The 696-nt window shown below is 71.6% G+C and carries 1 protein-coding gene; it reads left to right on the forward strand.

The window, feature by feature from the left end; all coding sequences use genetic code 11:
- A partial coding sequence (locus ACNFOC_RS54890; RefSeq protein WP_416966382.1) for a DUF4190 domain-containing protein occupies positions 1-532 on the forward strand: 532 nt, incomplete at its 5' end.
- Positions 533-696: the final 164 nt, after the last annotated feature.

Consider the following 696-nt stretch of genomic DNA (forward strand, 5'->3'; position numbering starts at 1 on the left):
CAGCTACGGCGCTCCCTCCTACGGCACCCCCAACGGGCCCGGCACTCCACCAGGCCCGCCCCCGCTGAACGGCCCGGGCCCCGGAATGCCAGGCGCCCCGGGCATGCCGGGAGGCCCCGGAATGCCCGGCGGCTACGGCTACCCCGGCTACCCGCAGGGCTACGGCTGGCCCGGTATGCCGATGGCCCCGCAGAACGGCATGGGCACCGCGGCGATGGTGCTGGGCATCCTGTCCTGCTGCCTGTTCTGCATCTACGGCGTCGTTTCCCTGGGCCTCGGTGTCACCGCGATCATCCTCGGCATCAAGGGCAAGAAGCGGGCCGACCGGGGCGAGGCCACGAACCGCGGTCAGGCCCAGGCGGGGCTGATCACGGGCATCATCGGGACCATTTTCGGCATCGCCACGATCACCTTGATGATCGTCTTCATCGCGTTCGCCGTAAAACACGGCGACGACACCGACACCACGGACACCGACCCCTTCTACAACTCCGCCCCCAGCGTGACGGCACCGCTCCAGCCCCAGGTCTGACCGGGGCGGGACGCGCCCGCGCTCGCGACCCAGGCCTACGGCAGTCCCCGGGCTCGCCCCGGTCACCGGAGTCCCGGTGACCGGGGCCCATGTGCACCCCAGCCGCTGAGCCCCCGGTCGAAACTACCGAGGCCCCTGCCGAAACCACCGGGGCTGCTCAGGCC

This window comes from Streptomyces colwelliae (genome assembly GCF_048158785.1).
GTDB lineage: Bacteria > Actinomycetota > Actinomycetes > Streptomycetales > Streptomycetaceae > Streptomyces.